At 46.1% G+C, this 16,961-nt stretch carries 19 protein-coding genes; 3 read left to right on the top strand and 16 right to left on the bottom strand.

From position 1 onward, the window contains the following. Nucleotides 1–442: 442 nt before the first annotated feature. From B3K42_RS06035 to B3K42_RS06020, 4 genes are all read right to left on the bottom strand, one after another. Complete coding sequence (locus B3K42_RS06035) at nt 443–640, bottom strand: hypothetical protein (protein ID WP_110990369.1); 198 nt, start codon at nt 638–640, stop codon at nt 443–445. Between the two features lie 1,131 nt (nt 641–1,771). After that, nucleotides 1,772–2,659: a nucleotidyl transferase AbiEii/AbiGii toxin family protein gene (locus B3K42_RS06030; RefSeq protein ID WP_213921229.1), complete on the bottom strand. Its 888-nt coding sequence runs from the start codon at nt 2,657–2,659 to the stop codon at nt 1,772–1,774. Between the two features lie 7 nt (nt 2,660–2,666). Continuing rightward, on the bottom strand, nt 2,667–3,263 hold the full coding sequence (locus B3K42_RS06025; protein WP_181419059.1) for a type IV toxin-antitoxin system AbiEi family antitoxin domain-containing protein: 597 nt from the start codon (nt 3,261–3,263) through the stop codon (nt 2,667–2,669). Between the two features lie 274 nt (nt 3,264–3,537). After that, complete coding sequence (locus tag B3K42_RS06020; protein ID WP_292597572.1) at nt 3,538–3,666, bottom strand: hypothetical protein; 129 nt, start codon at nt 3,664–3,666, stop codon at nt 3,538–3,540. A 200-nt stretch (nt 3,667–3,866) separates the two neighbouring features. Between B3K42_RS06020 and B3K42_RS06015 the strand changes: the two genes are divergently transcribed. From B3K42_RS06015 to B3K42_RS06005, 3 genes are all read left to right on the top strand, one after another. Further along, complete coding sequence (locus tag B3K42_RS06015; RefSeq protein WP_006486429.1) at nt 3,867–4,091, top strand: DUF433 domain-containing protein; 225 nt, start codon at nt 3,867–3,869, stop codon at nt 4,089–4,091. After that, complete coding sequence (locus tag B3K42_RS06010) at nt 4,088–4,450, top strand: DUF5615 family PIN-like protein (protein WP_110990373.1); 363 nt, start codon at nt 4,088–4,090, stop codon at nt 4,448–4,450. Before B3K42_RS06015 ends, B3K42_RS06010 begins: the two co-directional genes overlap by 4 nt. Nucleotides 4,451–5,261: 811 nt before the next feature. Further along, nucleotides 5,262–5,510 (top strand): type II toxin-antitoxin system Phd/YefM family antitoxin, encoded by a 249-nt coding sequence (locus tag B3K42_RS06005; RefSeq protein ID WP_110990402.1) that lies wholly within the window; start codon nt 5,262–5,264, stop codon nt 5,508–5,510. Between the two features lie 371 nt (nt 5,511–5,881). Here the strand turns inward: B3K42_RS06005 and B3K42_RS06000 are convergent, their stop codons facing one another. From B3K42_RS06000 to B3K42_RS05945, 12 genes are all read right to left on the bottom strand, one after another. Then, complete coding sequence (locus B3K42_RS06000) at nt 5,882–6,124, bottom strand: type II toxin-antitoxin system HicA family toxin (RefSeq protein ID WP_110990403.1); 243 nt, start codon at nt 6,122–6,124, stop codon at nt 5,882–5,884. Continuing rightward, on the bottom strand, nt 6,121–6,330 hold the full coding sequence (locus B3K42_RS05995; protein WP_099771592.1) for a 2-oxoisovalerate dehydrogenase: 210 nt from the start codon (nt 6,328–6,330) through the stop codon (nt 6,121–6,123). The genes B3K42_RS06000 and B3K42_RS05995 overlap by 4 nt, the downstream gene beginning before the upstream one ends. 679 nt (nt 6,331–7,009) lie before the next feature. Beyond that, nucleotides 7,010–7,540: a hypothetical protein gene (locus B3K42_RS05990; protein ID WP_110990404.1), complete on the bottom strand. Its 531-nt coding sequence runs from the start codon at nt 7,538–7,540 to the stop codon at nt 7,010–7,012. Continuing rightward, the gene (locus B3K42_RS05985) at nt 7,533–8,282 is read right to left on the bottom strand and encodes an ImmA/IrrE family metallo-endopeptidase (RefSeq protein ID WP_110990405.1); all 750 of its coding nucleotides are present in this window, start codon (nt 8,280–8,282) and stop codon (nt 7,533–7,535) included. Before B3K42_RS05985 ends, B3K42_RS05990 begins: the two co-directional genes overlap by 8 nt. Next, nucleotides 8,275–8,625, bottom strand: coding sequence for a helix-turn-helix domain-containing protein (locus tag B3K42_RS05980; protein WP_110990406.1), 351 nt, complete (start codon nt 8,623–8,625; stop codon nt 8,275–8,277). Before B3K42_RS05980 ends, B3K42_RS05985 begins: the two co-directional genes overlap by 8 nt. Nucleotides 8,626–9,832: 1,207 nt before the next feature. Beyond that, nucleotides 9,833–10,198: a DUF86 domain-containing protein gene (locus B3K42_RS05975; RefSeq protein ID WP_110990395.1), complete on the bottom strand. Its 366-nt coding sequence runs from the start codon at nt 10,196–10,198 to the stop codon at nt 9,833–9,835. Continuing rightward, nucleotides 10,191–10,493 carry a nucleotidyltransferase family protein gene (locus B3K42_RS05970; protein ID WP_292597559.1) on the bottom strand — a complete coding sequence of 101 codons (303 nt, stop codon included), beginning with the start codon at nt 10,491–10,493 and terminating at the stop codon, nt 10,191–10,193. The genes B3K42_RS05975 and B3K42_RS05970 overlap by 8 nt, the downstream gene beginning before the upstream one ends. A 534-nt stretch (nt 10,494–11,027) precedes the next feature. Then, the gene (locus B3K42_RS05965) at nt 11,028–11,615 is read right to left on the bottom strand and encodes a DUF4276 family protein (RefSeq protein ID WP_110990398.1); all 588 of its coding nucleotides are present in this window, start codon (nt 11,613–11,615) and stop codon (nt 11,028–11,030) included. Beyond that, nucleotides 11,612–12,808 (bottom strand): AAA family ATPase, encoded by a 1,197-nt coding sequence (locus B3K42_RS05960; RefSeq protein ID WP_292597556.1) that lies wholly within the window; start codon nt 12,806–12,808, stop codon nt 11,612–11,614. The genes B3K42_RS05965 and B3K42_RS05960 overlap by 4 nt, the downstream gene beginning before the upstream one ends. 448 nt (nt 12,809–13,256) lie before the next feature. Further along, nucleotides 13,257–14,117: a nucleotidyl transferase AbiEii/AbiGii toxin family protein gene (locus tag B3K42_RS05955; protein WP_292597554.1), complete on the bottom strand. Its 861-nt coding sequence runs from the start codon at nt 14,115–14,117 to the stop codon at nt 13,257–13,259. Further along, entirely contained in the window at nt 14,114–14,710 is a 597-nt protein-coding gene (locus B3K42_RS05950) for a type IV toxin-antitoxin system AbiEi family antitoxin domain-containing protein (RefSeq protein WP_292597551.1), read from the bottom strand. Before B3K42_RS05950 ends, B3K42_RS05955 begins: the two co-directional genes overlap by 4 nt. A gap of 773 nt (nt 14,711–15,483) precedes the next feature. Then, complete coding sequence (locus B3K42_RS05945; RefSeq protein ID WP_292597548.1) at nt 15,484–16,692, bottom strand: ATP-binding protein; 1,209 nt, start codon at nt 16,690–16,692, stop codon at nt 15,484–15,486. Nucleotides 16,693–16,961 lie beyond the last annotated feature (269 nt).

Raw genomic sequence — 16,961 nt, 5'->3', positions numbered from 1 at the left:
TATTCCCTACTCGTATATTCTCTACGAGTTGCAGGTAACTCCTGGTGGAACCGTCTTTGTTTTTGAAGTGTTTCAGTCTAAGAAACATGGCACCTATATTATATCATCCCACACAGGTACACGTCAAGTCATAGCAAAGTGACAACAAAACCAACGTGGCACCGCATTTCAAAGACGATTCAAATATCTACCACGTACTTATGCACCTTTCAGAGCTTCTTCCTGCGATTTATTCCCCTTTGCTGTCAAAGTTGAGTCATAGATAATCCGATAGTCGCCAGCTCTTATCCGCCATCCCTCTCTTCCGGTCAACTTACTTGAACCTCTTGGACGTAGATTCGATGCTAGCAACAATATCCTTTGCTTGATTCTGCTATTGTTTGGCTCTCGAAGCGACTGAAGTTCTTTTGCAGCTCTGCTGAGAATAAGAAGTTTGTATGAGTCAGACATCTTCGCGCTTGAATTTATCTAAAGCTTCTTCAAACGGAAGAATCTCGTCGGCTGACTTCTTGGCTTTGTCGTATGCTCGAATCTCTTCCAGTTCTTCCAGATCATCAAGAATCTTCTTATATGTAGAAATACTAAGGATCACGCTAACAGGTTTTCCATCTTCATTAACAATCATGCGGGGTTCTTTCATTGAATCACCTCATCTGGAATTATAGCATTTCGGGAGCGGTTCGCCGTTTCGACGCTGCACGTCAAGGTTCTTGGTTAAGAACTATGAGAATAGGAGAGGGGAAGAGACTGGAGAGAAGGGAACTCTTTTCTCGGAGGACGGCGGTCCGCTGACGGACAACGTTGTTTTGAGCAGTGATCAGCGGGTCTTGGTTCTTAAGCGTACAGCGGTTTCTAAGTTCGAGATCCCGTGCAGAGGCATCACGGGATTACACGCAAAAAATGGGACAGACCATACGTGAAGTCGCAATGCGCCGAAAAGCATCGGCGGTCAGTTTAGAAGTGAGGCTCGCTGGCGCGAGGAAGTGATGCCCGGAGGATCATCCGGGGAAGTGAGGCCGACTGCGTCGGGAAGTGATGCTGGCACTTACGCGCCAGGAACAAAGCGAAAAGTTGCCTACCGATCTTCTTTATCTGTCATCCCATTCAGAATCATATTCTTCTTGTAGGGGCGAACGGCTGTTCGCCCGAAGAGGGGGAAGCCATCTCACAGGCGCAAAGCAGGAGGCAGAAAGGAGCCAGTCTGCTAACGCAGGCCAGTCACCTTCGGTGGCCAGTCAGGCTGCGCCTGGCCAGTTCCGGCTACGCCGGGCTAAAAGAACCGCTTGGATAAGAAACGCTGGTCGCCGTAAAGAAACGTCCTTGGTCCTTCGTCCAAGACCGTGGACCCGTCCTTCGAAAGATCCGAAGCAGAAGTGATGCTGCTTCGCAGGAAGCCTGTCAGGTCAACAGTCAAAGGTCCACCGTCCTCCGATAAGAGAGTTGCAAGACGCAAGGCGCCGAAGATCATCGGCGGTCGCAAGGCCCGCTTCGCGGGGAAAGAGCCACGTCTAGGAACGGGTTATGAAATTCGGGTTACTAGGAGCGGGTCATCAGAACCGGGTTTTGAAGAACGAGATCCCGTATAAGAGGATTACTGGAAGACAGTGCCTGCACAGAGATTTTATCACTCCGACCTGGCCGACAAGTCCGTCAAATTCTGGACTGCTCCGACAGTTTTCATTGGGTAAGGTTCAAAAAGACTTTTGCTTTTCCAGATATTCTGGAGGATTCCGCTATTTGCCTTACTTAAAGCCTAAGATCTTCCAGTCGCCTATTTCCAACACCATGAATATGGGTCCCAACTTTCTCTGGGTTCTTCTTCTTGAATTAGAGGCAAAAAGACAACTCTAAGCTTTTCCATTATTTGAGTGAAACTCTGTTCATTCGGAAGTTCATTTCTGAGAAGAAAGGCCTTCCACTGCTCGATCATTGTCTTACTGTTGATAAAGCCTTCCGAAAATACTTCAACAAGAGAATTCACTGAAGTATCTCTGTTAATGAAGGTCAATTTGAGCGAGTTTGAAAGGTCTTCAAACTTGAATGCCGAGGACTTACAGAAATGATATATATCATAGAAGTCTTTCATCCTGCTAGTCGTCACACCGAGGCTCGCGATTGTCTGGATTTTCTCTGCAATAGCGGTTTCAATCGAATAAACCATTATGTCAGGCTCTTCCGATCCAAGAATAGTTGGAAATGTCATGTTGAGTGGCCCTGTGTATTGGACGTCACCAAATCCCACATCTAGCTGTATATTGCCTGTAGTCCTTTCCATGTTCCACGGAAGAATAATCCTGCTGCCTGGGTGGATGGATTCCTTCTTTATCGTTTCAACCTTGAAGGAGCTGTTGAATACTATCCCATCTTCAACCTCTACAGATATCACTTCAGATACTATCTCACTTATTTCATCGGTAGAGTAAGAGTCCTCAACGCAGAGAAAATCTATATCCTTCGTAGGTCTGAAATCATTGAATCCAAAGATGATTGAGAGCATGGCACCTTTAAGCACAAGTTTTTCTCTATGCCGGGTTTTAGACAGCCTGAATATGAAACGCTCTTGTGCATAGCGTCGAAGCAGCACTGTATGTTCAGTACCGCTCCTTCTAGAGATGTTGAGGAGCAGTGCCTTTACTGAAGCGGCAGTGTTTTTGTTCATTTTTTCCTCATGCATTAACCATTCCTTTGATTAATGGAAGTAGTAGGTTCTGTACATGCAGCGCTTCCGCATATTTCATCAGAGAGACCACGTTATTGTTGGTCGAAATGAGGTAGTTCTTCAGCGATTCGATCGCAATATCCTCTCCCATTCTCTTCCTCATGCGAAAAAGGTCACACACTGTCTTTTCGCGGTTATATATTTTGAAAGATCCTATCTCAGTATCTACAGTCTCAATACCAAATGAGTAGCTCCTCTCTCTGAACATGAAGAATTTCGTTGGAGGAAGCTCTACTACCGGTCTCTTGTAGTCGTGAGGAATGGCAACATGAACTCTCTTAGGTGTAAATGTTGAAAGGCCGTAATAGTCTGCCGAAGAAAGCAGGCATATTACTCCGGTTCTAACGGCCGTGCACACGTCCACATACGAAACGTAATCATTATCAGAAAGCTCTTTTAGCCTATAAAGACCTGGCTTTATTCTAACAACCAGTCCAGCATCCAGGAGCTTGACCAGGGTCCTTGAATGCACTCCAGATTCTTTTAGGCTACCCGTTGTTGCGTATCCCTTTCTTGCTCTAAAACATTGAATTGCCCTCTTCAAGGAATCACTCTCCGGTTTGTTTCGACTACCACTATTATACACTGGTAGTTAAGTTGATCCAGCACGGCAAAAATACAACAGCGAAAAATAGAACTCAACAAATTTCTTCTCAATATTGTTTCGTATTTCTCTGCGAGTATAGTTTCCAAGTATATGCTTTTATGAAGATTATCTGGTCTCCGAAAATTGAGCGATACTGATAGTCGATTTCTCGGGGAGTTATTATGTCTCCCGTTGTGATGTCGATTCTCATCGGGACTCTGATTTTGCCGCATCAAGCTTCGATTGATACCCTGAAGTCGTTGTATTCATCTTCTTCGCGAATTGGCATCATACGTTCGTATTTGAAACTAACCCCGTCATCAAGCTCTGTGTTTATTATTTCAGAAACAACCTTCTTCAATGTATCCTCTTTCATTATCTACTCTTTCAACGGTAAGAGCGAGATCCCGTATAGAACCATTACGGGATGACAGTCCTTCTCTCTTCCCGTCATGCCGGACCCCGATCCGTCGTCTCCGTCCTTCGAAAGAGCGAGAAGATACCTTATAGCCGATTGTTGTCACGATGCTATAATTGATTCAAACAGATGAGGAGGCTTCTATGGCAGGTATTCAAAGAGTTGTTCTAGATCCAAATATATGTCATGGCAAAGCCTGTATAAAGGGAACCAGGATTCCTGTTTCTCTCATACTGGATGAGCTTGCGGCCGGACATAGTTTCGAGCAAATTATCGATCAATATCCTTCGTTGGTTCGTGAGGACATTATCGCCGCTATCGAATATGCTTCTCTGCTTACAAAAGAGCGAGTTGAGATTCTGCCTTGAAAGAGAAGTTCAAGCTCGATGAAAATCTTCCCGAAGCTGCGCTTGCGCTCTTTCGCAAGAACGATTTCGATGCCGCTAACGTGATAGAAGAGCAACTCGCTGGCGCAACTGATGAGTGTATTCTTATGGTTTGCGGAAATGAGAATAGAGTTCTCGTAACTCAGGATCTTGATTTCTCCGACATCACGCTGCTTAGTCGCACCGAGATTCCAGGAATAATTATATTTCGTCTCAAGACCCAATCAAGAGAGGCAGTTCTTGAAGCGCTCGAAAAACTAATTCCTCTGCTCAAAAAAAGCTCCGCAACCGGGAAGATAATGATTGTAAGCGAAAACAGAATAAGAATTAGAGAAGCATGAGAGCGTACTTCGGAAGCGCGAGAGACGCGAAAAATGGGACAGACCGCAGGACTATTTGGGAGTCAGTGTGCTTCGCACGCCAGTCACCTTCGGTGGCCAGTCGCACTTCGTGCGGCCAGTTCCGTTTACGCCGGGCGGAAGAGCCGCTTGGATAAGAAACGCTGGTCGCCGTAAAGAAACGTCCTTGGTCCTTCGTCCAAGACCGTGGACCCGTCCTTCGAAAGATCCGAAGCGGAAGTGAGGCTGCTTCGCAGGAGGGAAAATAAGCCAGTCTGCTACGCAGGCCAGTCTCTGCCCTTGGCAGAGGCCAGTCGCACTTCGTGCGGCCAGTTCCGGCTACGCCGGACGGAAAAACCGCTTTACGCTGGTCGCTGAAGGCTGTACGCTGGGGAAAGCATCACAGGAAGTGAGGCTGCTTCGCAGGAAGTGATGCCCGGAGAAACATCCGGGTAAGTGATGCTGACGCCTACGCGCCAGGAACAAAGCGAAGAGTTGCCTACCGATCTTCTTGATCTGTGATCCCATTCAGGATCATATTCTTCTTGTAGGGGCGAACGGCTGTTCGCCCGAAGAGGGGAAGCCCTCTCACAGGCGCAAGGCAGAAGGCAAAAAGTAGCCAGTCTGCTGACGCAGGCCAGTCGCATTAGACAAGGTTGTCCGTTGGCCGTTCACCGTCCTCCGAGCGGTGGAGGATCGCCACATTGCCGCTCAAACGAACATTCTTAGGAGGTTGATTTGATTGATTGTAAACGTGATACATCTGTATCACTACTTAGCACATCAGTGATACAATAATATTGAGGTGATTGTAATGAAGACGGTTAATGTTAGAGATGTTCGAAACAGGTTCAGCGAGATTGTTGACATAAATGAAGAACTTCTCATTTTAAGGCGTGGAGTTCCGGTGATGAAGATATCACCCATCTCTAAGGAAGACTTAATGAAATACTATCTTTCAAAGGCGCAAGAGGAAGCAGAAAAGATCGGGCTCAGTGAAAAAGAGGGGCTGCAAGTTCTAGACGAGTTGAGAAAAGAGATGAAAGATGAAGGTCGTTATTGATACGAACGTTGTGATTTAGGCGGCTCGGTTCTTTCAACCAATCAGCATGATACTTAGCTTTCCTGCGCAAAAAAGATTCTTGGTGAGTTAGAAGTATTTGAGGAGATTCAAGGTTGTGGCAAAACGAGGAACTCAAACTAGAAGCTCTCCATTTGAAGAAGGCTTAGAGAAACTCAAGCGCGAGTATTCCTGATCCTTACAATCTACTTATTCTTTGCACTGCTACGAAGGTAGAGCATTACATATTTCAAGAGATCTCAAGAATTACAGTTGTTTGCCTCATCGGCGAAGCCTGCTGCGAATAGGATGCTTAATCTGGCAAAGAGCACAGCACATTTAGCCAGAGAGACCACTTCAAATATACTGAACAACTAATCGAAGAGAAACTCAAGCAAGTCTTTCTTTGTCATTTCAAAGTGTCCGGCAATTTCTATAAGTATGGCGTTAAGTGTGCCTGGCTTCAGCGTACTGTGATGAGGAACAGTTATATGATGCTCCCCCTTCGGCTTTGTAGTTAGTCTCACGTGACTGCCGGTTTGACGTGTGACCTCATACTCCAGCTTTGTGAGAACTTTCAGAAGTTCTTCAAAGGTTACATCTCGAGGGAGTTTCAAAGAGCAATTACCTCTTCCTTAACGAAATGAAGCCTAATTATCCTCGGTAGCTCGCTTTCGTCAAAATGACATCTAATTGCGTCCCTGATGTTCTTCTTCAGCTCTTCAAGAGTCTCAGCTTCAGTAAATATGGGGTGACCTAAGGCGCGTGCAAAAAATCCAGAAACGGAATCTTCTTCGACGAGAAAGATTATTTCGGTTTCCAAGTTCCACCTCCGTTCTTTCTCCAAGGTATCGCTCGTTTTACGGGCTATACAAATAGAGATGATTGATTCTTCAGCTGTTCTTCCCTGATCAGTGTAGTTTATGTTGCAAACAGCTACTCAAATGAATTATAGCATCGTTAAGTGAGTACTCAAAAACCTCATATCCCGCCACACAATAAGAACGGATCTTAGAGAGAGAAGACGCCTTGAGTCTAACACGAAGCCTCGCTTGGAGAAAAACTATATTCGAGACTTGAAAGAAGCCTCTCAGGTCAAGCGTCATGGGTCCGCCGTCCTCCGAAAAAAACGCAAAGATCGGTTTATAAGGGGCGGGTTAGCAAGAACGGGTTATCAAAACCGGGTTATAAAAGCTCGAAAAAAGGGATTGATTTGCGCCGAGGAACATCGGCGGACGCAAGGCCCGCTTCGTGCGGAAACAAAGGATCGGGTTGATAGAGCGGGTTACGAAGTGCGGGTTAACAAGATCGGCTGGGAAACAAAAGAACGGGTTAACTAGATCGGGTTAAGAAAACCGGGTTATGAGAATCGGGATTTGAAGAACAAGATGCTGAATCAAGTTCAGACGAATGTGGCTAATTCGCAGAACGGTGGACCGCTGACGGACAACGTTGTCTTCACAGCGTTAAGCGGGTTTTTGCTCTTAAGCGTACAGCGGTTTCTAAAGTGTGCTGAGGTAATCGGTGAATGTTGGGGTGGGAAGTTTTCGTCGTTTCTTGATCATTTGGCTCCAAATGGTGTTTCCTTCAGATTCGTCTATTAAACCTTTGAGTAACGCAGTATGAAGAATCATCGGGGTCGTGAGGTTCTTGAGATGAAATAGCTGAATATAGTACTGAATGTCCTTGAAGTTGTTGCTTGCTAACATTCCTTTGCGTACCTTTGCTAGTGCTATTGCTGAAGCCTCGCCTTTTCCTATACGTTTCTGTCCACTCTGCGGGTCTATTGTCAGTATGTAGTAAAGTTTGAATTCTTCTGTACCGACAAGTATTTCAGCCTTTCTAATTTCATCTTGAGACAGCAGCTGATTCACTTTGCTTGAAAGATGACTTATGCTTGGATTTGAAAGCTCATCCAATTCCTGTTCTGGAAGGATGATCCGCCTAGCGTAAAGACTTAGCAATATGTCTGTTCTATCGACCCACAAGAATGAAGAAATACAGTCAGTGTCAAAGAATATCGGCTCAGTCATATCTCTCTTCGTCTTCTACGGTTCCGTATACGATATCTGACCTGAAAGCGTCAAGAAGGTATTGTTCATATAGTCCTTCGGAGATCACTTCTCTTTCCCTCAGTGTTTCTGCAAGTTTCACATACTTGCCGAATGTTGTGGCTTTCTTCTCCCCAAAAGAGGGTCTGTACAGGGCTACATCATAACCCTGTTCTTGAGCTGACTTTATAACTCCGGTTTGCATTTCAGCTGCCTTTGCTTTCGTCAAATATCCTTCTCTGATAAGTCGAATTAGTGTTGCCTGCCTGCTTAGGCCGTAATACTGCTCAACCTGTACCACGTCTTCCAGCGTTGTTTCTGCTTTTTTCTGAATTCGCCTTTCAAGGAATTCTCTAAGTGATTCATACGGGGCCAGAAAATACGACGCGAATTTGTTGGCTTCGATTTCAGCCGCGTCTTTTTCATCAAATGCTGCTGGACAGACGACTCTATGGAGTTCTTTATGAAAGTAGATGTGACAGAGCTCGTGGGCCGCAGTGAAGCGCTGCCTGCCGTATGTTTGCTCTGAGTTTATAGCCATTATCTTGTTGTCTTGATCTCTTACACACATCCCGCTGATTCTTTTGCCTAAAGGGTAATAGACAAGAGTCAAGTCATTTATGCTCCCAAGTACAGCGAAGATGTCTATTGGAGAGAAAACATCTTCGCCAAGTTGCTTTCTCATCCAAAGAGCATTTGCATTTATCTGGATATCATCAAGCATTGTACGTGTTGACCTCCGCCATTTTCTGCATTTCCCTAAGGTTCAGAGCAATTCGGTTTATGACAGCAATTGATTCCAGGTCCTCGGCCTCCAACTGTTTCGCTCTCATTGCAAAGGGAATCTGCACGAAACAAATATCTTCTTCCAGCACCGATTCGACAGGAAGACCAAAAAGGTGAGCAAGTTTTTCCAGAGAAAGCGCACTTAGCTGTCGCTGACCACTTTCGAATTTCGAGATGTAACTCTGATCTACCCCGAGATACTCTGCCAGTTGACTCTGGGTTATTGAGTTCTTCACTCGTAGTTCCTTCAACCTTGCGCCTAAAGCTTTCCCGTCTAGCATATCGATCCCCTCCCAAACAATATTATATCACTTGTCATATTGACAATAGCTATTTGCCTGTAGTGTATGACACATTGAATGAGTTTTTTGGTTGAGAATGGAGCGAAGGCCGACTTCGCCGGGCAGAAGAGCCGCTTGGATAAGAAACGCTGGTCGCCGTAAAGAAACGTCCTTGGTCCTTCGTCCAAGACCGTGGACCCGTCCTTCGAAAGATCCGAAGCGGAAGCGAGGCTGCTTCGCAGGAGGGAAAATAAGCCAGTCTGCTACGCAGGCCAGTCTCTGCCCTTGGCAGAGGCCAGTCGCACTTCGTGCGGCCAGTTCCGCTTCGCGGGGAAAGATCCTCAAAGCCAGTCTGCTAATGCAGGCCGATCTTCTTGATCTGTGATCCCATTCAGAATCATATTCTTCTTGTAGGGGCGAACGGCTGTTCGCCCGAAGAGGAAGTTCTCTCACAGGCGCAAGGCAGAAGGCAGAAAAGAGCAGTCTGCTGACGCAGGCCAGTCAAATTAGACAAGGTTGTCCGTTGGCAGTTCACCGTCCTCCGAGCTGGAAGATCGTTGCAAGTTCCATGATGTAAGTTGCAAGAAGAAGCCAGACCTCTATCTGAAAGAGCAATGATAAGTGTAATCCCCCTTTCAAAGTCATCCTGACAATGCTCCTGGTCAGGATCTGGGCTTTGGTCTTGACGAAGGACGGGTCTTCTCAGCGTTCAGCGGATCTTAGATGCGAGATCCCGTGCAGAACCCCCAAACAGGAACATTTTGGGGCAGGCTCTACGGGATGACAATCTTAGGTGATTCTGTAGGGGCGAACGGCTGTTCGCCCGAAGAGGAAGTTCTCTCACAGGCGCAAAGCAGAAGGCAGAAAAGAGCAGTCTGCTGACGCAGGCCAGTCAAATTAGACAAGGTTGTCCGTTGGCCGTTCACCGTCCTCCGAAAAGAACCCCTTCGTTAAGGACCACGAGATGAGGAGAGGACTAGACGGACGAGATGCGATCCCGTACAGGAACACTACGGGATGACAGACCCTTCACGTCATCTGACAATGCTCCTGGTCAGGATCTGGGCTTTGGTCTTGACGAAGGACGGGTCCGTGATCTGGGACGGACAACGAAGGACGGGTCTTCTCAGCGTTCAGCGGATCTTTCGGTTTAGATCGTCCTTGCGCTTTTGGCGCGGCTATCTTATTGACTCTGGAAAGGAGAAGATCATGATTGCTTTTCGTTTGAATTCTTCTCACTCTGAAATATCTCGATCAATCTCGCTCGAAGAGAAGGTAAGTCGTTAACGATGACGGCCCACACTATGTCAAAGTTGACACCTGAATAGTCATGAATCAGTCGGTCTCTTGTACCAGCTATTGCTCTCCAAGGAATGTCGCTGTGAGCTACTGTGAAGTTATATGGGAGTTGTTTTGCTGCTTCTCCTATTATCTCGATGTTTCTGATTACTGCATCCTGCGTCTTCAGATCGGCGGTGAATTCATCATATGATATATTCTCTACATAGGCCGTAATTCGTTCTATGCTATCGATCATATCTTCAAGGATCTCACCGATTCCTCTTTTAGACATATCTTATTGACTGCTCTATATCGTGCCTAATTCGGGCGTTTCGTATGCTCTTTAACCCAGAAGGAGTTAGTAAATCAACCTTCTTTAGTACGATGCGTTCAAGCTGCTCTGAGAGGTCCATGAATTCTAAACCAGGCACCCTGTCAAACTCTACGTAGATATCTACGTCGCTGTCGTCGCACTGATTTCCTTTCACATACGAACCAAAAACCCCTATCTTCGAGACAGAGAAACGATCTCTTAGTTCTGGAAGATTTCCACGCAATGCTTGTAAAACTCTTTCTAGATCTTGCATAGTATCACCTCAATGAAATTCTATCACAGCCGCCGGAACGGTTGAGCAAGGCTGGCGAAGAACATTCAAGAAGTGATGCTGCTTCGCAGGAAGCCTCTCAGGTCAACCGTCAATGGTCCACCGTCCTCCGAAAAGAACGTATGAGCCGGGTCTAGGGTCTCGCAAGAGCAGAAGTGAGGCTGCTTCGCAGGAGGGAAAATAAGCCAGTCTGCTACGCAGGCCAGTCTCTGCCCTTGGCAGAGGCCAGTCGCACTTCGTGCGGCCAGTTCCGCTTCGCGGGGAAAGATCCTCAAACCCAGTCTGCTAATGCAGGCCGATCTTCTTTATCTGTGATCCCATTCAGAATCATATTCTTCTTGTAGGGGCGAACGGCTGTTCGCCCGATAACCGATTTAGTTCGCGATGATGAAATGCCAAGTTGCGGATGAACCAATAGTCTCAAGTGAAATCAGTGTTTAGTATAATAATGCCTATCGATTCAGGGTTTTAGTTTCTCTATGTACTCCAAAAATGGAGCAAAGCTCTGAGGGCATTTCAGGCGGATGTCTTCCAATGATGCTTTTCTGAGTATTTCTGCAGCCGTTGTCTTTCCGTACCGCTTTTTCGCCTTTCGGAAGAGACTCTCGATGATTTTTTTGGTGGATTGTTGTCGTCCTGTTCTTCAACTTCTCTGGACCACGTTTTGCGGATATTCATGCCAAGGCATTCTTGAAGTTGATCAAAAGCTGCAAGCAACAAAACCTCTAGATCATGTTTAAAGCAGAATACTTCGAATCTGCTTTTCAGCTCGTTTTCACTTTCGGAAAGCATAGCGGCGAATGCGTTCATAACGCCATTGCGCAGCTGTAAATAACTTGTGTGAGGAACACCTACATTGTAAGGATACAGGTCGGGCAAAAGAACGACCGCGCTTTCCCTGTTATTTCTCATGATTTGGTAAGCCTTTCTAGGATACTTTACCAACAGAGCTCTTTTGTTGTTCGACATGTTATCCGACTGACCAACACTTGCAAATTCTATAGCAATGCCCTCTGAGTTCTTTTTTTCAATTAAGGGTTTCATAAGTGTCGTCAAGGCGAGCCTGTCAGACTCTCCTTCAACATAAACCATCAGTTGGTTCATTTTCCTATCATCTCGAACTCTCCGGACCGGTGCATTATCTCTAACTCCTGATCTCCGAATTCTTTGAGATTGTCGATAAGGGCTTGTGAAGTTGACGGCTTCAGTGATTTTATGTCGCCTTCTGCCTTCTTCAACACAAGGATATTCTCTATATCGAACATGGAAAGAAAGTATGATGAATGAGTAGTGAGCAAAACCTGCGTCTTGTCACTCAATTCTTTGAATAGTTCAGCCAAAACTGGATATACTCGAGGATGGATTCCTTGATCAGGTTCATCAACAAAAACAAGAGTTGGTGGGAATGGGTGAAGACATATGAGGGCCCAACATAGTATCCTCAGTGTTCCATCAGAAAGATCGGCCAATGTCAGTTCTTCTTTAACGGAGTCCTCTGACCAAAACGCCATAACTTGGCCGGGTGCTCCTCTAGCCTTAACAGTGATGTTTCTGAAACTTGGCAGCATCAGCCCAAGATAGAACTTCACTCTTTCAAAGATTTCAGGATACTCTGTCTGTAGATAGAGAAGCACTGCACTCAAGTTGCCAGCGTCCTCATGAAGTATCGGTTCCTGTTCTGTAATGGATGGACGCCTTAGTAGTTCGTTGCTCATTCTGAAAGAGTTGTAGAATCTCCATCTTTGAATATACTCACGTAGATTATAAAGCATAAAGAGTCCAGGATTGTTCATAGTGCTTATCGCCAGCTGATTTGCCTTCAAAAGCTTAATCTTTTGCTCTTTTAGCTTCTTGAGTTCCGGTTCGTAGATTGTCCCTTCACCATTTCTCAACTCCATATATAGGAAAGGCTTATCGTATTTTGTGGATAAAGGCCGGGAAGTTTCAACCCTTTCGTGGTCGACTCGTATTGAACCCATGGGGCCAAGTATGCTGCCGGAATAAATCACATCGGCACTCAAACCTGCATCGATAGTTGCTTCCCATTCAATGCGTTCGTCACCTGGAACATGAAAGATCCTCATTCCCGAAGAACCTTCGATGATTTCTGACGGAATCTCCTGGTAGGCACTATTTCGCAGAAAGCGCAATAATTCCATCAGACTTGATTTTCCGGACGCATTTGCGCCGATCAATACCTCCAAACTGGAAAGTCCCACTCTGAAATCTTTAAATGGTCTATATCCAGCGATTCTTATATTTTTCAGTCTGAACTTATCGAAGTTAATTTGCGCCACATACATCACCACACTATTAGTTACCTTTCATCTAGATTATACATAAAAGTATAGGGATTAGGTGCGCCGAAGAACGTCCGGGGAAGTGAGACTGCTTCGCGGGAAGCCTCGCAGGTCAACCGTCAACGGTTCTCCGTCCTGCGAAAAGAACGTATGAGCCGGGTCTAGGGTTGTGGGGTCTAGGGTCTGGCAAGAGCGTTGGGAACTGTTGTTGTAAAGAGCGGTTCTTCGTTCCGACACTTCGTGTCCAGGTTCTTGGTTAAGGAGCGCGAGAGAGTAAGAGAGAAGGAGAGACTGAAGAGATGAGATCCCGTACAGGAACACTACGGAATTACAAAGCAAGTGGATTTAGCGGAAGGCTCAACGGGATGCCAACCCTTTCACGTCATCCTGGCGTGCTTCTGGTCAGGATCTCGGTCTCAGGATCGAAAGGAGGTCCTGCTACAACTCAATGAAAACTCAGTCTATCAGAGTTTTCGAGAAGGTCACCGATTATCTTCACTGTTTCAAGTGCGTCGTTGAACTGAATGCCTTTGGCATAGCTGTTTTCATTTTGATAGTTTTCCCAGAGTCTTTTCTGATACTCAGAGTCCATGAGTTCGTAGACAACGCTTTCGTAATCAGCGAGTATATTGGATGATCGTCGTCTAAGTGCGGTGTTTTCAATTGCTTTCTTTAGTGTCGGTGTGGAGATTTGGCCTTTCTTCAGTCTGAAAAGCGTGTGAACGTCGTACAGATCTCTAGGACGAGAACTCAAGACACTTCTTCTCAAGATAGTTTCGTATTTCTCGGCGAGTATCGTTTCCAATGTATATGCTTTTATGATGATTTTCTCTTCTCCGAAGATTGAGCGATACTGGTAGTCGATTTCTCCGGGAGTTATCGCATCTCCAGTTGTCATGTCAATTCTCATTGGAATTCTGATTCGACCGAATCTTGCTTCCAAAGAAACACGGAAGTTGTTGTATTCGTCTTCCTCGCGTATAGGCACTATTCGCTCGAACTGAAAACTAACCCCATCATCTAGAGCTATTTCGATTATTTCGCTCACAACCTTTTTCAGCGTATCTTCATTCATTGCAATGTTCTTCACCGTCGTATCCATATCTATTGTAGTTCTCTGCCCAATACCTACAATAGATGCGATAAGAAGCCCTCCCTTCAATATGAAGAACTCTTTGTAACGGGATCTGGCCAGTCGGTCAATAAATCTTTCGAACATGAACATGTGAAGAATCTCTCCCGCCCTCAAGTCTTTCTCTGCGGCGATTTTGCGAATCTCTTTTTTCAGCTTTTCGGGGTTTATCACAGCAGAACCTCTGTATAAGTATGCAAGAGATCTTCAACTCCCAAAATCCGCGAGTATTTCGATAGTTTCGCAATATCATGCACGCCTCTGAAGTAAAATCTCAAGGCATTCGAGACGATCTGAATATCAAACTTATCTTTCTCCTTTAGCAGATCACAGATGGTTCTTTCGGAATCGTAAGACCTTACATTGTTTCCAAAAGGCGATTTGACATTGGCCAAACCCAGGTCAAAAAGGGATCGTTTCACGTAATGGAAAACCAGATCACTACGCTCTTTCGAAAGATGGGTTACGTTTGATCCTTGAGATACAGTAATATGGTATTTGGATGGTGCCCGGTCTGAGAGACCCAATAGATAGAGGGATGTTGTGTGAGAGAAGACACAAGATTTGCACCTCATCTGGAGTATCTTGTACTCATCTATTATGTTTTCTGATAAGAAGTATATTCCCCGCGAGACCCTCTCAAGCTGTCCCAGCTCAAGAAGCCTTCTTAGCTCTTCCTTTCTAATTCCTTGTGCTACAACATCACAGGTTTCAACAAAACCATTGTTTTCGGCAGCGATTTGTTTGATCCTCTCGAGGTCATTCATCGTTTCACCCTCTGTACTTACGTGCTTTAATAATACCATATTAACGCACGTTAGTACAACTAGTATCATTCGACGCCAAGTGAGGCTACTATAGGACATTAGACGAGATGCGCCGAAAACGTTGCGCATACAATGCCAACAAAGAGAGTGCCAGCTAGCGACGCACTGAGAAGCATCGGTGGACGCAGGGCTGGCGCGAGGAAGTGATGCTGCTTCGCAGGAGGGACAATTAGCCAGTCTGCTAACGCAGGCCAGTCTCTGCCCTTGGCAGAGGCCAGTCGCACTTCGTGCGGCCAGTTCCGCTTCGCGGGGAAAGATCCTCAAAACCAGTCTGCTAATGCAGGCCGATCTTCTTGATCTGTGATCCCATTCAGAATCATATTCTTCTTGTAGGGGCGAACGGCTGTTCGCCCGAAGGGGAAGGAAGCCATCTCTCAGGCGCAAAGCAGAAGGCAAAAAGTAGCCAGTCTGCTGATGCAGGCCAGGCAGGCTGCGCCTGGCCAGTCTCGCCTTCGGCGAGGCAAGTTCCGACTGCGTCGGGCAGATGAGATCCCGTACAGGAACACTACGGGATGACAGACCCTTCACGTCATCCTTGTGTATTGTCATAAGAGAGAAAGTAGAGAGTATAGAATGAGGGTAGAGGGAGTAGCCAGTCGTCATCCTCGTGCTCCTGGCCAGGATCTCGATCCGGACGAAAAAAGCCAAGAATGAGTTTTGCAGGGCCTACACGGGCGAACTAGAGTGCACAGAACCTGATACTAATGTCTGTTCTAATAGAGGAACCCGAAGAGGAATAGCGGGATGGTGTTTCCAAATCCGATTTCGATTCCATCACGCAGCACGAATCCGTTTGAAGAATCTTTTAGCTGGCGTCTTCCCTTGTCTGGACCACCGACTTCGAGGGTTATCTCCTTGTCTTCTTCACGCAGGGAGAAGTCTCCAGTTGATGGTACGCAAATCCCTAGGTGACTAACTTGTGAGACGAAAAAGGCTTCGCGTATAGTTCCCATGTTTGCCTCAAGATTCCATTGCGAAAGGCCAAGAGCATAATAGAGATTGGTTTCGCCGAGAAAGACTTTCGAACCGCTGCGCATTCCTTTTACTCCTCTCCCGCATGGAAGAACTCTTCTCAGTACTCCTGCCCTCTCTAGGGAATCCAGATAGCTGTAGAGGGTGACTTTGGTTATTCCTAACTCCTTGCAAAGCGATTCCGGGGAGATCGATGGAACAACACTAGTGGCTACAAAGGCGATGATCTTCTTGATGATTGCTGAAGCCTCGCCTCTCAGTGAGTCTTGCTCAACAACATCCTGATAGATCGACTTATCTAGAGTGTTAAGTAGTCTCTCATAGTAAGATGCGTACGAAAGGCGGAAAGGATATGAACCAATCCTCAAATACTCCCTGAACAGTTCCAGCGGTTCTAGCTTCTGAAGCTCCCTGCAAGTCTCCATGTGATTCTTGAGGAGCTCACTAAGATCTAATGCTGGAAAGTCTTCTCCCCTTTCCAGATTTATGAATTCCCTGAATGAGAGATGCCTGAGTTCATTCAATACTGCTCGCCTTGAGAGGTCTGCGGTCCCTTTCACTACGGAGTATTTCGAGCTGCCCGAGAAGTGAATCTGCTTTTCCGGATGCGAGTCATGCAAGGCCTTGATGTCATTTGCCCATCCTGGCTGTCTATGAGCTTCATCTACCACAAGTGTCTTGCCGCCAAGCTTGAAGAATGTGTCTCCTATGCCGTAGATTCCCTCTCTAAGAACTAATGGGTTATCTCCAGAAATGTATAAGAAACCCTTTTGTCCTTTTTCAAGGATTCTCTGCAAAAGCAAAGTCGTCTTTCCACAGCCCCTCGCTCCAACGATACCCAGAAGCGGGTCATTCCAATTTATCGACGCATATGCGTAACGCTTGAACTTAATAGGAACAGAGCTCAGCAGTCTCTCCTGGATTTCAAAAAAAGGTTGAAGGTCTACCATGCCGCACCTCCATACAGTCTTTTATATTATACTATATGCGTACCTATGGTTTACTATACTGTACCGTAGTCTATTTCAGTGGGTATGCTTGAACCTTAGTTCCGGTGAGTAGCCCAGGGGGATTTCACCCCCAGGCTCTCTCAGAACCGGACTTGAACCTCTCGATTCATCCGGCTCCCATTATCCAGCCGCATAGAATATCCCCATTGTCCAGTGTGCAAATAGACGAGACTCCCTACGAGCAAGAGCTTGGAGCCATTTGCCCGCTT

Source organism: Mesotoga sp. UBA6090 (assembly GCF_002435945.1).
In the GTDB taxonomy this organism is placed as follows: domain Bacteria; phylum Thermotogota; class Thermotogae; order Petrotogales; family Kosmotogaceae; genus Mesotoga.
The sequence above is the reverse complement of the archived record's forward strand: the minus strand, read 5'-3'. Positions and strand labels throughout refer to the sequence as shown.